Source organism: Bradyrhizobium sp. AUGA SZCCT0169 (assembly GCF_018130085.1).
GTDB lineage: Bacteria > Pseudomonadota > Alphaproteobacteria > Rhizobiales > Xanthobacteraceae > Bradyrhizobium.
Window position 1 is genome coordinate 110,340 of record NZ_JAFCMC010000018.1, and the last position, 16,892, is coordinate 127,231.

Below are 16,892 nucleotides of genomic sequence, written 5' to 3' on the forward strand. Positions count from 1 at the left end.
TCTGCAGGCCGCGAGCTGATTTGTCCGGGTCATTGAGGCAAAACGCCGCGCGTGAAAATCGCGCGCGTTCTTGCGTCCGTGGCTGCGATTCTGGCCGGCCTCCCACTGCCGGTGCGGTACTCACCACCTGGGAATCAGTTCGCCGGTTCGTCGTTTCAGGTGACAGCGGAAATCACCGGGTGATGGCGGGAACCCGCAACCCGCACGCGAGGACGCGAAGCATTTATTCACCATCGGAGCAGACGAAACCGCGTCGGTTACCTCACATGCACCATTAGCGCCGTCATTACAGAGCGCTAGCAGGGGTCTGTGATGTATCAAGTTCTGAATTGCCTGGTCACCGAGCATGATTTGCGGCTGGTCGTTCTCGGCGGCATCATTTGCTGGCTCGCCAGCGCGGTAGCGGTCAGCCTGTTTCATCGGGCCCGGGCTTCTCACGGTCGCACCCGAGCGATCTGGGTCGGCCTTGATGCCGCGGTCGGCGGCTGCGGAATCTGGGCTACCCACTTCGTGGCGATGCTGGCCTACGATCCCGGCTCGGGGGCCGGTTACAATATTCCGGTCACGCTGTTGTCGCTGATCTTCGCCGTGTCGATCGCGGCGGCCGGCCTCAGCATCGCCCTGCTCAATGATCGCCGGTCGACGCTTGCGATGGGCGGTGCGGTTGTTGGCGCTGGCGTCGCAGCGATGCACTACACCGGCATGATGGCGCTCGAGCTTCCGGCGCGCATCGTCTGGTCGCCCGGCATCGTGCTGGCATCCGTCGTGTTCGGGAGCGTGTTCGCAGGCCTGGCGCTCGTTGTCGCCGCGCGCCGGGACGACCGCAAACATACCGTGGCTGCCACGGGCCTGCTGACGATCGCGATCGTTTCCCACCATTTCACGGCGATGGGCGCCGTGACGCTCGTTGCCGATCCGACCCTCGTCATCGATGAATTGACGATCTCACCGGCGGCGCTTTCCTTTCTGACCGCGGTGGCGGCGTTCGCCATTCTCGGCATAACGTTCGTGGCGGCGATACTCGATCGCCGTTCAAGCAGCGAGCTGCATCAGCAGAAGGTTCTGCTCGACTCGGCCATCACAAACATGTCGCAGGGACTTTGCATGTTCGATGCGGACGGCCGCATCATGCTGTTCAACCAGCGCTACAGCGAGATGATGGATCGGACCAATATGCCCCTGCAGGGCCGTTTGTTGGTCGACGTTCTCAAGGATCAGAAAGCGATCGGCAAATGGGACGGCGATCCGGATGAATTCTTCAACATTGTGGTGACCGCGGCGAAGGCCGGCGAGAGCCTGAACCGGGTCGTCACCCGCAACGGACGTTCGATCCGCGTCGTCGATCAGCCCAAAGAGGGCGGTGGTTGGGTCGCGACCTTCGAGGACATCACCGAATGGCAGGCGGCCCAGGAGCAGATCACGCATATGGCGCGCCACGACGCGCTCACCAATCTGCCGAACCGGACGCTTTTCCGCGAGCAGCTTGAGAAGGCGCTGCGCCTGGTCAAGCGCAGCGATCAGCTCGCGGTATTCTGTCTCGATCTCGATCATTTCAAGGAAATCAACGACTCGCTCGGTCATCCGGTCGGCGACGCGCTGCTGAGGGAAGTCGCCCGCCGGCTCGGCGAATGTGTCACCGAGCACGATACGGTTGCGCGACTTGGCGGCGACGAATTCGCGGTCGTGCAGTTCTGCAGCGACTGCGATCCGTCGGCGGTGGCCTTGCTTGCCAGCCACATCGTCGAGAAGATCGGCGAGCCCTACGATATCGGAGGGCACCAACTCGTCGTCGGCGTCAGCATCGGGATCTCGCTGGCGCCCGAGGACGGCAAGAACCCCGATGAGTTGCTGAAGAAGGCCGATCTCGCCCTCTATCGCGCCAAAGCGGATGGCCGCGGCACTTATCGCTTTTTCGAGAGCGGAATGGATGCCCGCGCCCAGGCGCGGCGCATTCTGGAACTGGATTTGCGCGCGGCGCTGCAGCGCGACGAGTTCGAGGTCTATTATCAACCGATCCGCGACGTCGCCAGCGACAGCGTCGTCGCGTTCGAGGCCCTGGTACGCTGGAACCATTCGCTGCGCGGCATGATCTCGCCCGCGAATTTCATTCCGCTGGCGGAGGAAACCGCCCTGATCATTCCGCTCGGCGATTGGGTGCTTCGGCAGGCCTGCATTGACGCCGCAGGCTGGTCCGAGGATATCACCGTCGCCGTCAATCTTTCGCCGGTGCAGTTCAAGAATTCGAACCTGATCTTGTCCGTCAAATCAGCGTTGCAGGCCGCCGGTCTTCCGGCACATCGTCTCGAACTGGAGATCACCGAATCGGTGCTGTTGCAGAACAGCGAGGCGACGCTGGCGGTTCTGCACGAGCTGCGCGGCTTTGGCGTCAGAATCTCGCTCGACGATTTTGGAACGGGCTATTCGTCGCTGAGCTATCTGCGCAGTTTCCCGTTCGACAAGATCAAGATCGACCGTTCGTTCGTCACTGAACTGGCCACGCGCGACGATTCCATGGCCATCGTCCGTGCCGTCACCGGATTGGGCAAGAGTCTCGGGATCGTCACCACGGCGGAGGGCGTCGAGACGGAGGCCCAGTTCGATCTGCTGCGCCGCGAAGGATGCACGCAGGCCCAGGGCTATCTGTTCAGCAGGCCGCGTCCCGCCGCCGAAGTGGCCGCGATGCTGTCGAAGCCGCGTGCGCGCATCGTCGCATAATCGCAGAGCGTTTTCGAGCGAAGTGGATACCGGTTCGCATAGCAATCAAGTTTACGCAGATTGCGTAGACTTATCTGCGGTAGAAAACGCGTCAAAAGAGGAATCGAGTTTGAAGTTACGCCTTACGCAGCGCGAAATGCGCGCCGCAGAACGCCATCGCGGCGCCGAGGCATAACGCCGCAAGTCCCGAAAGCACACCCGAAATCGTCGGGATCGGGCTCGGTGCGGAGGCTGCCTGGCCGGCGCCAGCCAGGATCAGCACGCCGACCGCGATCAGGAACTGGCGCATCCGCTGCGGGATTTGGCCGGACACCGCACTGTGCATCAGATTGGCGGTGAAATAGCCGCTGCAAAACCCGACGCTCGCAATCAGCCACCACGCAATGGCCGCGCCCGCGGGCATGAATTCACGGGTATCGGATCGCCACAGGCCGCCGAGGTCGAGGCCGTAGCGCGCGCCCAGCATGTGAACGGCAAGCGCCAGCAGCACCCCGGATATCATCGCGCCGGCCAGAATCAGGCGTCGCGGAAAATAGGTCGTCTCGGCCATGGCCTGCTTGTAAGGTAAAGCCGGCTGGCAGCGCAAGCTGCGCGCTCGGCCGCTACCGGGATTTTTCAATTGCCAACCTCGTTACCCAACAGGACGGAGACATCGGGGAGTAGCGCGCCCGAGACCCGCTACGTCTACAAGGCGTCGCTGATCGGATCGGCGCATGAATTCAAGCTGACCGATGCCGGCTTGTCGTGGCATATTTCGGGCAAGTCCGGTGTCTGGGACTATGCCGACATCGCGGCGATCCGCCTCAGTTACAAGCCGTCGTCGATGCAGTCCCGCCGTTTCCGCGCCGACCTCCAGGGCAGGGATGGTGGACGCATCACCATTCTCTCGACCACCTGGCAAACCGTCTCGCTGATGGTGCCGCAGGATCGCGACTATCGTGCCTTCATCACCGAGTTGCATCGGCGTATGGCGAAGGCGGGCAGCAAGGCCGCGTTGATCGCCGGTATCGGACGGATAACCTACGCCGCGGCCCTTGCGATGGTGACGTTGCTCGGCATCGCGATGGCCGGACTTCTGGTGCGCGCGTTCGCGACCGGTGAATGGTACGGCGCGTTGTTTCTGGTTGGCTTCGTCGCGCTGTTCAGCTGGCAGATCGGCGGCTTCATCAAGCGCAACCGGCCGCGCGCTTACGACTTCGATCATTTGCCGCAGGCGTTGCTGCCGTAGCTTGCGCAATCAAGCGCAATCAAATGTGACTTCGCCAAGCGCGCCGCATGCGGCATCGTGGCAATGCGTTCCCCGCGGTTGGATGAGCATTGCTGCGAGCATGAAGTGACGGATCGAAGCACGCGATTGCCGACCGAGGCCGAGATTGCCGCCATCGATGCGCAGCATTTGATCAGCACGCCGTTGAAGCCGGCCGATCTGCTGTTCGTGTTCGGCACCCGCGTCGATGTCGAAGAGCGCGTCGATGAAGCCTTCAGGCTGTGGCGGGACGGTTATTTTCGCTGGTCGATCGTCAGCGGCGGGATCACGCCGGGATCGGAGCGCTCGGAATGCGAAATCATTGCCGATGCGATGATTGCGCGCGGCATCCCGCCCGGACGGATCCTGCGGGAAGATCGCGCGATGAACACCGGCGAGAATGTGATCTTCTCGCTCCCGGTCATCGACGCCGCGCTTGGACTGACGAACATCCGCAGCGTAATTTGCCTCGGCAACACCTGGACCGCGCGCCGCTATCCGATGACGCTGCACCGGCACTGGCCGGAAGTGGAGAAAATGCTGGTCACGGTCGACAGTTTTGCGACACCGCGGTCGCTCTGGCACACCGATCCTGAATTCAGGCGGCGCATGCTCTTCGAATGGGACAAGATCGAGCCGTACAAGGCGATAGGCTTCATCGCCGAGTGGCCGTGAAATGAGGGCGACCGGTCTATTCGGTCGATTCGAAATCTTCTTCGCTCGCGCGCAGCATTCCCGCCAGCGTGCGCAGCGCCGCATCAAGCTGGTCGACGGGAGGCGCCGCCAGCGCCAGCCTTATTGCGTTCGGCGCGTGTCCGGGGCTCACCGCAAAGGTCGATGAGGGCGTCAAGGCGATGTCCCGGCGGGCAGCGGCGGCGACGAAGGTCTGCGACCGCCAGTGGTGCGGCAGCGTCAGCCACAGATGGTAGGATTTCGGGTTGGCCTGCAACTCGAAGCCGGCCAGCCGTTCGGCGGCAATGTGCTGGCGCCGCTGCGCATCGATGCGCTTTAGTCTGACGAGTTCGGACGCGGTGCCGTCGGCCATCATGCGTTGCGCGGCCGCGAAGGCGTATCCCGACGCCGTCCATCCGCCGGAACGAACTGATGCCATGATGCTCTCGCGCAAACGTGGCGGCGGAACGATGAAGCCGAGCGCCAGACCCGGTGCGACCTTCTTGGAAAGGCTGTCGAGCACGACGCAGCGATCGGGCGCCAGTGCCGCCAGCGGAGCCTCGTCGTCGAGGAATCCATAGACCGCGTCTTCGATGATGGTGAGATCGAGCTTCTCGACGACGCGCAGCAACTCGGTGCGGCGCGAGGCCGGCATGGTCATGCCCAATGGATTCTGGACCGTCGGCTGGATGTACAGCGCTGTCAGATGCGCTTCACGGTGGGCCTTTTGCACGGCGTCGGGACGCACGCCGTGTTCGTCCATCGTCAGCGGCACCAGTGTCACGCCGATCCGGGCGGCGATGCCCTTGATGAAAGGATAGGTCAGGGCCTCCACGCCGCAACGGCCGCCGGCCGGTACGATCGCGGCCAATGCGGCGGCGATGCATTGCCGGCCGTTGGCGGTGAAGACGATCTGCTCCGCGCGCGCCGACCAGCCGTTTTGCGAGAGGAAATCCGCCGCGATGTTTCTTGCCGCTTGCGTGCCAGCGCTGGTGCCTTGCCGCAACGCGATTTCGAGGGCTTCCGGCCGCTCCAGTCCTTCGAGGCTTTTCGCAATCAGGGCCGATTGCGTCGGCAGCAGCGGATAATTGACTTCCAGATCGATGCGGGCGCCGCGCGGTTCGGTCAGCGTGGTGAGCGTGCGGGGCGCCTGTCCGGAAATGAACGTGCCGCGTCCGACTTCGCCGACCACCAGGCCTCGCCGTAACAATTCCGTGTAGACGCGGCTCGCGGTGGAGACCGCGATCTTGCGCTCATAGGCAAAACTGCGCTGCGGCGGCAGACGATCGCCCGGTTTGAGCCCGCCATTGGCGATCTCGGAGGCAACGGCATCGGCAAGCCTGAGATATTCGAACTTTGACATAATTGCACCGAGAGCAATGTTTTACTTGCACCGAGAAATGTACCGGATCATTTTGAACCTATCAAGCCTGAGATTGCACTGAGGAGAGTGCAAACAATCAGACCTAAAGGCGCCGCCGCTGATTCCCAGCGATTGCGTCGGCGGCATCGCCTTGCCGCGTGAAAGCCAACTGGAGAAGACCAATGACCACGATGTCCCAAGCCGCAGCCCAGCCTGCAATTTCCCTCAGCTCGGGCGGATTTTTTCGCCGGCTCGGGATTTGGGCGCATGCCATCGTCGCGTATCTGGATCGCCGGGCGGCGGTCAAAGCGCTACGGCAGCTGGACGATCGTGAGCTCCGCGATATCGGAATAACCCGCAGCCACATCGAGCAGGCGGTTTGGGGTCAGGTCGATCCGGAACTCGGGCGGCTTCGGTAAGCGCCGCTTCGACCTGCACGACAAACACATGCAGCCCGGTCGGTCGACCGGGCTGCACCGTCCTTGTATCGCGCTCCGTCAGTGACGGACCACCAGCACCGAGCATTTGGCGTAGCGCACCACGTGGCCGGCATTGGAGCCGAGAAAATAGGTCCGCATCGCCGGCCGGTGCGACGTCATCACGATCAAATCGGCCTTGATTGCCGCGGCCTCCTCCAGGATCTCGTGATAGATCCCGCCTTGCCGCACCACGGCGGAAATGCGCGACGCCTCGATGCCGGATTCCTGCGCCACGATTGCGAGCGCTTCTTCCGAGGTCTGGCGCTGCTGGGCGTCGAAATCGGCCGGCACATATTCCGCCAGCATCACCGGCGTCATCGGCATGACGTTGAGCAGCCGCACCGTGCCGTTCCAGGTCTGCGACAGCGTCGCCGCGGTCGCGATCGCAGGCTTCGCCAAATCAGTATCGGCGAGATCGAGCGGCACCAGAATGGATTTGAACATCCGCGCCTCCTGTCGGAAACGAGCCTAGCATGAGGGCGACCGGATGTCCGCCCGGCCTACTTTGCATGGGGTTGTTTTCGCGATTTATATCCGGGCTAGTCGTCCGACGTCTGCTTCAGCAATTTCGGGCTGGTGAAGCGCACGAGCGTGCCACGGCGAAACGCCACCTCGTTCCAGTCCTTGATCGCAAAGTCGAGGATCGCAAGGCCGCTGGTCGGCAGATTGTCATTGAGTGCTTTCTTCGCCGCCGCATCGCCGCTGCCGGACAGCGCCAGCGCCAATTCATGCATGCCGGGATTGTGGCCGATCACCATCAACCGCTTCGGATCGGTGGCTTCGGCCATGCGGATGATCTTCAGGAGATGCGTTGGGTCGGCGCCGTAGAGTTCGGCCAGGAACTCGACCTGCGGCGGGGCGAAATCCTTGGCCGCATCCTGCATCGCCTGCCGGACGATCTCCCAGGTCTGCAGCGTCCGCACCGCGGTCGAGACCAGAACCATGTCGGGAACGGGCAGGTGCCGGCCGATCCAGCCACCGACGGCGGCGGCATCCAGCCGGCCGCGGTCGTCGAGACGGCGGTCCTGGTCGTGCCCCGAGGGCGCGTCATGTTCGGTCTTGGCGTGACGCAGCAGCATCAAACGGCGCATGGGCAGCAATCTCGATTCGTTTCGGCCTGAATTAATCTACAGGCTCATGCCCAGGACAAGGTGACAAGCGCCGCAGCGGTCCGTAAGAAAACGCCATGGCAGAGACTTTCACAAGTGCGACCAACGGTCCGGACGACGACGCGCCGTTTCGCTCGCGCCTGTCGTTCGACCTCGATGTCGATATCTGCGTGGTCGGAGCAGGGCTTGCTGGCCTGACGGTGGCGCTGGAGGCCGCGCGTCTTGGCGCCAGCGTTGCCGTGCTCGAGGGCCGGCACGTCGGATGGAACGCGTCCGGCAACCAGCTCGGCACCGTCATGCCGGGCTATAGCCTTCCGATCGGCGAGTTGATCGAGCGCGTCGGCCTTGAGGATGCCCGCGAGCTCTGGGCGCTGTCGAAGGAGGGCGCTGATTACATTCGCGCCGTGGCGACCGAAGAAGCGATGCCGGGCATTGCACAGACCGAGGGGGCGCTGGAGGTCTCCAATGTCGATGCCGGCGAAACGCTGATCAGCCGGCTGCAGACGCTGAACGAGGATTTCGAGACCGAAGTCGAGGGCTGGCAGGTCGACCGGGTGCGCGATCAGCTCAGGACCGGGCACTATTTCCACGGCATCTATTACCCCAAGGCGTTTCAGGTCGACGGGCGCAAATATGTCCATGGCCTGGCGGCGCTCGCAAGGCGGGCAGGGGCGCGCATCTTCGAGGACACGCCGGTGGTCAGCATCGATCCATCGGGCATTCGCAAGCGCATTGTGACGCCGTCGGCGCGGCTTCGCGCATCACACATCGTGCTGGCCGGCAACATCCATCTCGGAGCGCCGCTGCGGCGGCTGTCGGAAACGCTGCTGCCGGTCTGGCGCTATGCCGCCGTGACCGAACCGCTCGGCGCGCGCCTCGCTGACGCCATCACCTTTCAGGGATCTGTTTGCGACAGCGACGGCATCGATCATTTCCGGATCGTGGAGGGCGACCGCCTGATGTGGGCCAGTCCGGAGACGACCTGGGACGCGCGGCCGCGGCGCTTCGGCGCAACCATCCAGCGGCGAATCTCCACGATTTTTCCAAAGCTCGGCAAGGTCGGAATATCCGACGTCTTCGGCGGCGCCGTCGGTGTGACCGTTCACGGCATGCCGCAGATCGGCCAGTTGCGGAAAGGATTGTGGGTCGCCTCCGGCTTCGGCCGCCAGGGGATGAACACCGCGGCGATGGCGGGGCAATTGGTGGCACGCAGCATTCTGTGGGGCGACGAGCGCTGGCGGCTGTTTTCGCCGTTCGAACTGGTCTGGGCAGGCGGCACGACCGGGCGGGTCGCCGGTCACCTGATCGGCATGTGGGGGCGGGGAAGTTCAGCGGCTGCGGGCGCGCTGGCCCGGTATCGGGAAGGCATGCGCGCCAAGGAGCGGATTCGCGAGGCGCGGGTGGCCGAGGCCAGCCGGCAGGCCGGAACCAGGCCGCCGCTCCGTCGCCGTCCGCCGCCGCCGGGTCCGTCGCGGCCGGTCCGCCCGCAGCCGCCGTCGGAAGCCCCGGACGCGGAAATACCGCCGGTCGTGGCCTCGCAGGAAAGTGAGCGAATTCGGGACGGATCCGTGTAACTTCCGCACGTGCGCGCCGTATTTGATGGCGAACCACCTTGTTCAGCCTCGCACGGAGACCCCGATGATGGACCGCCGTATCCTGCTCGCATCTGTGGCCGGCCTGTTCGGCCTTGCAACCTTCCGCTGGCTGCGCACATCGCCGGCGCAGGCCGCCGGGAAATTCGAGATCGAAAAGACCGACGCCGAGTGGCGCGCGCAGCTGACGCCGCAGCAATATGAAATCCTGCGCAAGCACGGCACCGAGCGTCCGGGCTCGAGCCCGCTTCTGAAAGAGCACCGCAAGGGCATCTTTGCCTGCGCCGGTTGCGACCTGCCGTTGTTCTCTTCCGAAACCAAATTCGAGAGCGGCACCGGCTGGCCGAGTTTCTACCAGCCGCTCGACAACGCGCTCGGCAAGACCGAGGACCGCACCTACGGCATGCTGCGCACCGAGGTGCATTGCCGGCGCTGCGGCGGCCATCTCGGTCACGTCTTCAACGATGGACCGAAACCGACGGGGTTGCGCTATTGCATCGACGGATTTGGGATGGTGTTTCACCCGGCGTCGCCGTCGCCTTCGTGAGGCCTTCTTTGTTTGACGCGTTTTCTTGACGCGAACCGGGTGTCCACTTCGCTTGAAAACGCTTTGGCGCCCGGCAAATGTTGCCGCCCGGCAATTGTGCCACGGTCTTCGGACCGGGGTTTTTTGTTTAAGCCATTGGCATATATGGATTTTTGTATTTGGCACGACGCTTGCGACATCTTCTCCCGACGCGGCCTGCAATGACGTGAGACCGGCGAGCCGCCCGGATCGAATTTGGAGAATATGTCATGGGTATCTTCGGCGCTCTTACGACAGCCGTCGGCGGCCTCCGCTCGCAGTCGTACGCACTGGAAAACGTCTCGGGTAATATTGCGAACTCGCAGACCACGGCCTTCAAGCGCGTCGACACCAGTTTCCTCGATCTGATTCCGCAGACCGCATCGACCCAGCAATTGGCGGGCGGCGTCACCACGCAATCGCGCAGCACCAACTCGGTGCAGGGCGACGTGCAGACCGCATCGGTCGCGACCTTCATGGCCATCAACGGCGCCGGCTTCTTCGCCGTGCAAAAGCCCGGCACCTTCACCGACGGCACGCCGGTGTTCGACGGTGTCGACCGTTACACCAGGCGCGGCGACTTCCAGATCGACAAGAGCGGCTATCTCGTCAACGGCGCCGGCTATTATCTCCAGGGCGTTCCGATCGACCCGACCACCGGCAACCCGTCGGGCAGTTCGCCGCAGGTTCTCAAATTCCAGAACGACTTCCTGCCGGCGCAGGAAACCACCAAGATCGACTACCGCGCCAACCTTGCCTCTTATCCGTTCACGACGCGACACGATACGTCGGTGCAGGGATCGGAACTGATCGCGCCGGGATCGTTCAGCGCAGGACACAATCCGCTGGTGGTAGGGACGCCTCCGGCGCCGTATACCGACTCCTATACCAACGGCACCGTGCAGAGCAACAAAGCGACGCCATCGGTTTTCAATACCGGCGCGACACAGCTTTCGGGCGCGGCGGGCACCAACTCGATCTCCGCCAACTTTGCCGCGGGCGACACCATCACGATCAACGGCACCGTGGTCACCTTCGTGGCGGCCGGTGCCGTCGGCAATCAGCTCAACGTTACCGACGACATCGATGACTTGCTCGCCAAGATCGACTCGATCACGGGAACCGCGGTCCCGTCCACCATCACGGCCGGCTCGATCAGGTTACACACCGGAACGACGTCCGACCTCACGGTCACCAGTTCGAACTCCACGGCATTCGCAGCCCTCGGCTTCACCGGCGGCACCGCGACCGCGACCCGCGGCGGCGGCGGTACGATCGGCACCGGACAGGTGGTTGGCAACGACAACTCGACATTCCTCGATCAAAGCGTCGCCGGTGGTGCGGTGACCACCTACGACGTGTCAGGCGCGCCGGTGAACCTGCAGTTCCGCTGGGCCAAGACCGACAGTTCCTCGCTCGGTGCGGGCCACACCGATACCTGGAACATGTTCTATCAGGTCAACGCCAATGCGACTGGCACGCAGGTCGCCTGGCAGAACGTCAACACCAATTTCACTTTCTCCGCCTCCGGCCAGATGTCGCCCGCGATTCCTTCCATCACGCTCACGAACGCCGTCGTGAACGGTGTTTCGCTCGGCAGCCCCGTCATCAACTTCGGCACCGGCGGTGTGACCCAGTTCGCCGATGCCAACGGCAACGTTCAGGTCAACCAGATCCAGCAGGACGGTTTTCCGGCCGGTCAGTTGCAGTCGGTCGGTGTCAGCACCAACGGCCGCATCGTCGGCAACTATTCCAACGGTCGAAACCTCGATCTCGCCGAAATCTCGGTCGCGACCTTCAACGGCACCAACTTCCTCAAACGCGTCAACGGCGGCGCCTTCGAGGTGACTGACGAATCCGGTGGCGCATTGTACGGCAAGGCCGGAACCATCGTCGGTTCGTCGCTGGAAGGATCCAACACCGACATCGCCGACGAGTTCACCAAGCTGATCGTGACCCAGCAGGCCTATTCGGCCAACACCAAGGTCATCACCACTTCCAACACGATGGTGCAGGATCTGCTGAACGTGCTGCGATAATTCAGACGCGGTCGTCCTTGATACGATTTGAGATGGGCATTTAGTCATGGGTTTGAGTCAAGCTCTCTCTACCGCGATGTCCGGCCTGCGCGCGACGCAGGCCTCGCTCGCGCTGGTCTCGTCGAATGTCGCCAACGCGGAGACGCCGGGTTACGTCAAGAAGACGCTCAACCAGGTCGCGGGGACGACCGGAGAATTCGGATCGAGCGTCCTCATCAACGGCGTCAACCGGCAGCTCGATCAGTATCTGCAGACCCAATTGCGCACCGAGAACTCCGGCGCGTCTTACTCCACTATCCGCTCGACCTATCTCGCCAATCTGCAGAACGTCTATGGCAATCCGGACGAAAGCGGCACCATCGAGAACGCGTTCAACACCCTGTTGACGGCGATGCAGAACCTGTCGACCAGCCCGGACTCGCAGTCGGCGCGTATCGGCGCGGTCGCCGCGGCGCAGGCGATGGCGCAGCAGCTTAATTCGACGACGCAAGGCATTCAGAACCTCCGTGCCAACGCCGAGAACGGGATCAACGACTCCGTGATCACCGCGAACAACGCCATGGCCCGGATCGCGGCGATCAACGTCCAGCTGCAGAATAACGGCCAGACCGACGCTTCGACGGCCTCGCTGCTCGATCAGCGCGATCAGTATATCGATCAGCTGTCGCAGCTGATCGATATCAGGACGGTCACCAACAATCTCAATCAGGTGACGATATTCACCAATTCCGGCGTGCAGCTGGTCGGCACCGAGGCGTCGCAGCTGAGCTTCAATCCGCAGGGCACGATGACGCCCAACACGCTGTACAGTACCGATCCAACGAAGAACAACGTCGGCACCATCACCATCAACTTTCCGCATGGCGGCAGTTACGACATGGTGTCGACCAATTCGATCCGCTCCGGCAAGATCGCCGCCTATCTCGAACTGCGCGACAAGACGCTGGTGCAGGCACAGGCGCAGATCGATCAGTTCGCGGCGTCGATGTCGAGCGCGCTGTCGGACAAGACCACGGCCGGCACCGCCGCTCCCGGATCGGTCGCGCCGCAGGCCGGCTTCGATCTCGACCTGGCCGGGCTGCAGTCCGGCAACGTCATTCACGTCACCTACAAGAACAACATCACCGGCGTCACGCACAATCTTTCGATCATGCGCGTCGATGATCCGGGCGTGTTGCCGCTGACCAACGCCGCAACGCTCGATCCGAACGATGAGGTTCTTGGCGTCGATTTCTCCGCCGGCATGGGCTCGGTCATTTCCCAGCTCAACGCCGCGCTTGGAGCGACCGCCGACCTTCAGTTCTCAAATCCATCGGGGTCGGTGTTGCGGGTGCTGGACGACGGCGCGCCGAACCGTTCGGACGTTACCGCTGCGTCGGTCACCACGACCATGACGTCGCTCACCAGCGGTAACGTACAGCTGCCGTTGTTCACCGACAATGGCGCGCCTTACGGCGGCGCGATCACCGCCAACGGCTCGCAGCAGATCGGATTGGCCGCCCGCATCAGCGTCAATACCGCGTTGCTCGGCGATCCCTCGCGCACCATCGTCTATTCCACCAATCCGCTGACTGCCGCCGGTGATACCGCGCGTTCAGACTTCATTCTTACGCAATTGTCGTCGGGGTCCTATCGCTACTCGCCGGCGACCGGCATCGGCACCACGGGGGCGCCGTTCACCGGCACGCTCACCAACTTCGCCAGGCAGTTCATCAGCCAGCAGGGCGAGGCGGCAAACGCCGCCAAGCAACTGGCGGACGGCCAGAACGTCGTGCTGAACACCCTGCAGAACAAGGTGAGCGCGACTTCGGGCGTCAATATCGACGACGAAATGGCGCATCTGCTGGCGCTGCAGAATGCCTATTCGGCCAACGCACGCGTGATGTCTTCGATCAAGCAGATGTACGACACGCTGATCCAGTCCATGTGAGGATTTCATGTCTATCGATGGCGTTAGTGGCAGGACATCCTATATCGGGACCTCGATCATCGGGCTCCGCAATCAGCTCAATGAGCTGACGCAGCAGCTTGCGAGCGGCAAGGTCTCGACGACCTATGCCGGGCAGGGCGCCGATCGCGGATTTGCGCTCAGCCTGCGCGCGCAGGTCAGCAGCATCAATGCGTTCGCGAACACCGCGACCAACGTCAATACGAGAATCGGCGTTCTCAACCTGGCGCTGCAGGGCATGACCAACATCGGCACGTCGGTCAAAAGCGCGGCGAGCTCGTCCACCATCGTGCTCAACAATAACGGCCAGACCTCCGGGCAGATCACGGCGCAGGCGGCGTTCTCCAACGCGGTCTCGCTGCTCAACAGTCAGTCGGGCGACCGCTATCTGTTTTCGGGGCGCACCACTGACAAGGCTGCGACGGTGCCGGCCGAGGTGATGCTCGCCGGCACGGGAACGCAGGCCGGGTTGACGCAATTGATCAACGAACGCCGGCAGGCGGATCAGGGCGTCGGCAACATGGCGCATCTCACCGTCTCGTCGCCGCCGGCGACCACGACCGTCACCAGCCTTGGCGAGGACGGCTCGTCGTTCGGGTTGAAGCTCGGCGCCATCACCTCGTCGCTCACCGGCGCGACCGTGACGCAGCCGGCCGGCGCGCCGCCGTCTGCAACGATCGATCTCGGCGCCGTCAATCCGAATAACGGCGACAAGATTTCGTTCAACTTCAATCTGCCAGACGGCACCAGCGAGACGATCTCGCTGACCGCGACCACGACGAGCCCGGCGCCGGCTGGTTCGTTCCTGATCGGCGTCGACACCGTCGCGACGACCGCGAACCTGCAGGCTGCGCTGACGTCGTCGATCCAGACGCTCGGCGATACCGCGCTGGTTGCGGCATCGGCGATCGCCGCGTCGGATAATTTCTTCAATCCGTCCGCCACGATCACGGGAAGCGCCGTCAACAACCAGGCGGCGGTCCCGGCACCGATCACCGGCGCCACGTTATTGTCCGGCGCGGCGGGAACGGATTCGCTGGCCGCGAGCTTCGCGGCGGGCGACACCATCACCGTCAACGGGACGCCGATCACGTTCGTTGCCTCCGGCGCGACCGGCAACCAGCTCAACGTCACCGACAGCGTTCAGGCGCTGCTGGCGAAGGTCGATTCGATTTCCGGTGCCACGACGCCATCGACCGTCAGCGGCGGAGCGATTGCGTTGCATGGAGCCGACAACGAGAATCTCTCGATCAGCAGCTCGAACACGGCGGCATTTGCGGCGCTTGGCTTCAATGCTCCGGCAACGGCTACGCCTGCGCCGTTGCGCGTCAACGGTCCGCCGTTCGCCACCGCTACGAACCTGATCGGTGGCACTCCGGCCAACACGGTGTCGTGGTACACCGGTGAAGTCGGCGCCGATTCCGCGCGCGGCACCGCGATCGCGCGCGTCGACCAAGCCGTCACGGTGCAATACGGCGCACGCGCCAACGAGGAGGCGCTGCGCTATCAGCTGCAGAATATTGCGGTGTATGCCGCGGTCACGACCAACGCCAACAACCCGAATTCGAAAGCACAGATCAACGCGCTGCAACAGCGCATCTCGGCAAACCTGGCGCCGCAGAATGGGCAGCAGTCGATCCAGGATATGCAGGCGGAAATCGCCGGCGCACAGACCGCGATCAAGGGCGCGACCGATCGTCAAACTCAACTCAAGGGAATGGCGCAGACGATGCTCGACTCGATCGAGGGGATCAATGCGGACGAGGTTGCGATCAAGATTCTGGCGCTGCAAACCAACCTGCAGGCGTCGTATCAAACCACCTCGATGCTCTACCAGACCACGCTGACCAAGTTCCTGCCGATCTGATCGGAAGGCTTGCAACCCAAGCAAAAAGGCCTCCTTGCGGAGGCCTTTTTCGTCTGACGCCATTGCGATTGTTCAGGCGGACTTGAGGTCGGGCTCGTTCTGCAGCTTTCGCGCGCTTTCGAGAATCTGCTCCTCATGGGCGATCAGTTTCTTCGCCTCCTTTAGCGCGTGATAGAGGTCGCCGTTCAGGATGTAGTTGTTGATCCCTTCGATGAAGGGCCATGCGCTCGGCATCGCGGTCAGGATATCGCGTACCAGGCTGAAATAAGTCGGGTGGTGGGCCATCGGGTCCGGCGACAGGTACATCAGCTGCACCGCGAGGTAGATCAGCTTCGCCGGGGTGTCGGCACTCTCGGGGGTCAGGATATCTTTTTCGCGCAGGATCGGAATCCTGTCGCCGTCGATCAAGAGCCTTGCGCGCTGGTCGGTATTGGTGACCACGCAAGCGCCGATGATGATTCGTTCGTGCGGCTTCAGCTCGACTTTCAAGGCCATGCCTGTTCTCCATTGACGCTTGTTGCGCGAGTTCTGGGTGCCCGCCGGCAGATTCGGCATCCTTTCTGAGGATGGTTAACCAATCGTAAATGGGCTGTTGGTGCCTACGTTACGCGGCGCGGCGGAGCGCGACCCGTAGGAACACGGGAACGAAGCCCTGGACGGCCATTAATTCGAAATTCACCCTCCATATGTGCCGCTTGTTCGATCGGATTCATTTTTTCTTAGAGACTTGGTTTCAGAGTGAGCCGTCGCCCGATCGAGAGGTCGGGATAGTGGCTCGTTTTAATTTCACACCAGAAAGGTATGAAACATGTCCGGTATTGTTCTTTCGGCCTCGGTTCGCCAGAACCTTCTCTCGCTGCAGTCGACTGCTGATCTTCTCGCGACCACGCAGTCCCGCCTCTCGACCGGCAAGAAGGTCAACACGGCGCTCGACAATCCCACCAACTATTTCACCGCCGCCTCGCTCGACAGCCGCGCCGGCGACATCAACAACCTTCTCGACAGCATCGGCAACGGCGTGCAGGTTCTGCAGGCCGCCAACACCGGCATCACTTCGCTGCAGAAGCTCGTCGACTCCGCCAAGTCCGTCGCCAATCAGGCGCTGCAGACCACGGTCGGCTTCTCGACCAAGTCGGCGTTCACCTCCGTCGATATCGCGGGCGCAACGGCCGACAATCTCGTCGCCGATCAGGACCCGACCAACGCTGCGTTCACCGGTGCTTCCGCTCCGCAGCGCGCTGCGTATACCAGCACGGCCGCGACAGCGGGCACCCAGCTCTATTCGGGCAACGCCACC

The 16,892-nt window shown here is 62.9% G+C and carries 14 protein-coding genes and 1 pseudogene; 10 read left to right on the top strand and 5 right to left on the bottom strand.

Annotated elements, in window-relative coordinates:
- Positions 1-312: 312 nt before the first annotated feature.
- Positions 313-2,715 carry an EAL domain-containing protein gene (locus JQ609_RS20840; RefSeq protein ID WP_212214266.1) on the top strand — a complete coding sequence of 801 codons (2,403 nt, stop codon included), beginning with the start codon at positions 313-315 and terminating at the stop codon, positions 2,713-2,715.
- A gap of 115 nt (positions 2,716-2,830) precedes the next feature.
- On the opposite strand, the gene JQ609_RS20845 is transcribed toward JQ609_RS20840, so the two are convergent.
- Positions 2,831-3,265: a hypothetical protein gene (locus JQ609_RS20845; protein WP_212214264.1), complete on the bottom strand. Its 435-nt coding sequence runs from the start codon at positions 3,263-3,265 to the stop codon at positions 2,831-2,833.
- 69 nt (positions 3,266-3,334) lie between these two features.
- On the opposite strand from JQ609_RS20845, the gene JQ609_RS20850 reads away from it, so the two are divergent.
- Positions 3,335-3,943: a hypothetical protein gene (locus JQ609_RS20850; protein WP_212274783.1), complete on the top strand. Its 609-nt coding sequence runs from the start codon at positions 3,335-3,337 to the stop codon at positions 3,941-3,943.
- A gap of 105 nt (positions 3,944-4,048) precedes the next feature.
- Complete coding sequence (locus JQ609_RS20855; RefSeq protein WP_212274784.1) at positions 4,049-4,636, top strand: YdcF family protein; 588 nt, start codon at positions 4,049-4,051, stop codon at positions 4,634-4,636.
- Between the two features lie 16 nt (positions 4,637-4,652).
- Here JQ609_RS20855 and JQ609_RS20860 read toward each other — a convergent pair whose 3' ends face one another.
- On the bottom strand, positions 4,653-5,996 hold the full coding sequence (locus tag JQ609_RS20860; protein ID WP_212214257.1) for a PLP-dependent aminotransferase family protein: 1,344 nt from the start codon (positions 5,994-5,996) through the stop codon (positions 4,653-4,655).
- Positions 5,997-6,178: 182 nt separating this feature from the next.
- Here JQ609_RS20860 and JQ609_RS20865 point away from each other — a divergent pair, with 182 nt between their 5' ends.
- The gene (locus JQ609_RS20865) at positions 6,179-6,415 is read left to right on the top strand and encodes a DUF1127 domain-containing protein (protein WP_212214254.1); all 237 of its coding nucleotides are present in this window, start codon (positions 6,179-6,181) and stop codon (positions 6,413-6,415) included.
- Between the two features lie 78 nt (positions 6,416-6,493).
- Here JQ609_RS20865 and JQ609_RS20870 read toward each other — a convergent pair whose 3' ends face one another.
- Positions 6,494-6,919: a universal stress protein gene (locus JQ609_RS20870; RefSeq protein WP_192737723.1), complete on the bottom strand. Its 426-nt coding sequence runs from the start codon at positions 6,917-6,919 to the stop codon at positions 6,494-6,496.
- Between the two features lie 95 nt (positions 6,920-7,014).
- Positions 7,015-7,566: a histidine phosphatase family protein gene (locus JQ609_RS20875; protein WP_212214251.1), complete on the bottom strand. Its 552-nt coding sequence runs from the start codon at positions 7,564-7,566 to the stop codon at positions 7,015-7,017.
- Positions 7,567-7,661: 95 nt separating this feature from the next.
- Here JQ609_RS20875 and JQ609_RS20880 point away from each other — a divergent pair, with 95 nt between their 5' ends.
- The 5 genes from JQ609_RS20880 to JQ609_RS20900 all read left to right on the top strand — a co-directional run bounded on the left by JQ609_RS20880 (position 7,662) and on the right by JQ609_RS20900 (position 15,595).
- On the top strand, positions 7,662-9,158 hold the full coding sequence (locus JQ609_RS20880; RefSeq protein ID WP_212274785.1) for an FAD-binding oxidoreductase: 1,497 nt from the start codon (positions 7,662-7,664) through the stop codon (positions 9,156-9,158).
- 64 nt (positions 9,159-9,222) lie between these two features.
- Positions 9,223-9,723 carry a peptide-methionine (R)-S-oxide reductase MsrB gene (msrB, locus tag JQ609_RS20885; RefSeq protein ID WP_212214240.1) on the top strand — a complete coding sequence of 167 codons (501 nt, stop codon included), beginning with the start codon at positions 9,223-9,225 and terminating at the stop codon, positions 9,721-9,723.
- Positions 9,724-9,971: 248 nt separating this feature from the next.
- On the top strand, positions 9,972-11,780 hold the full coding sequence (locus tag JQ609_RS20890; protein ID WP_212214238.1) for a flagellar hook-basal body complex protein: 1,809 nt from the start codon (positions 9,972-9,974) through the stop codon (positions 11,778-11,780).
- 46 nt (positions 11,781-11,826) lie between these two features.
- On the top strand, positions 11,827-13,710 hold the full coding sequence (gene flgK / locus JQ609_RS20895) for a flagellar hook-associated protein FlgK (RefSeq protein ID WP_212214235.1): 1,884 nt from the start codon (positions 11,827-11,829) through the stop codon (positions 13,708-13,710).
- 7 nt (positions 13,711-13,717) lie between these two features.
- Entirely contained in the window at positions 13,718-15,595 is a 1,878-nt protein-coding gene (locus tag JQ609_RS20900; RefSeq protein ID WP_212274786.1) for a flagellar protein, read from the top strand.
- 72 nt (positions 15,596-15,667) lie between these two features.
- On the opposite strand, the gene flbT is transcribed toward JQ609_RS20900, so the two are convergent.
- Complete coding sequence (gene flbT, locus JQ609_RS20905; protein ID WP_212214230.1) at positions 15,668-16,090, bottom strand: flagellar biosynthesis repressor FlbT; 423 nt, start codon at positions 16,088-16,090, stop codon at positions 15,668-15,670.
- Positions 16,091-16,403: 313 nt separating this feature from the next.
- Between flbT and JQ609_RS20910 the strand changes: the two are divergent.
- A pseudogene (locus tag JQ609_RS20910) lies at positions 16,404-16,892 on the top strand (flagellar protein); the annotation flags it as partial.